The organism is Alkalihalophilus lindianensis (genome assembly GCF_032843265.1).
Taxonomy (GTDB): Bacteria; Bacillota; Bacilli; order Bacillales; family Bacillaceae_D; genus Alkalihalophilus; species Alkalihalophilus lindianensis.
This window is the reverse complement of record NZ_JAWJBA010000665.1, coordinates 1-254: the sequence shown is the minus strand read 5'-3', so window position 1 is coordinate 254 and position 254 is coordinate 1. Positions and strand designations below refer to the sequence as shown.

The window sequence follows — 254 nt, the reverse complement described above, 5'->3', positions numbered from 1 at the left end:
GAAGTAAAGTATAAAGGAAAAAATATTGCCGATGTTCTCGATATGACGGTTGAGGATGCCTTGAAGTTTTTCGAAAACATTCCAAAAATCAGCCGCAAGCTGCAGACGATTTACGATGTCGGACTTGGCTACGTCAAGTTGGGACAGCCGGCAACGACCTTATCGGGTGGGGAGGCCCAGCGTGTGAAGCTCGCTTCTGAGCTGCATCGCCGTTCAAACGGCAAATCGTTCTATATTTTGGATGAGCCGACAAC

Annotated in this window: 1 protein-coding gene; it reads left to right on the top strand. The window is 48.0% G+C overall.

Features of this window, described 5'->3' with window-relative positions; all coding sequences use genetic code 11:
* Nucleotides 1-254: ATP-binding cassette domain-containing protein (locus RYX56_RS23820; protein WP_317124315.1), on the top strand; the 254-nt coding region annotated here is incomplete at both ends.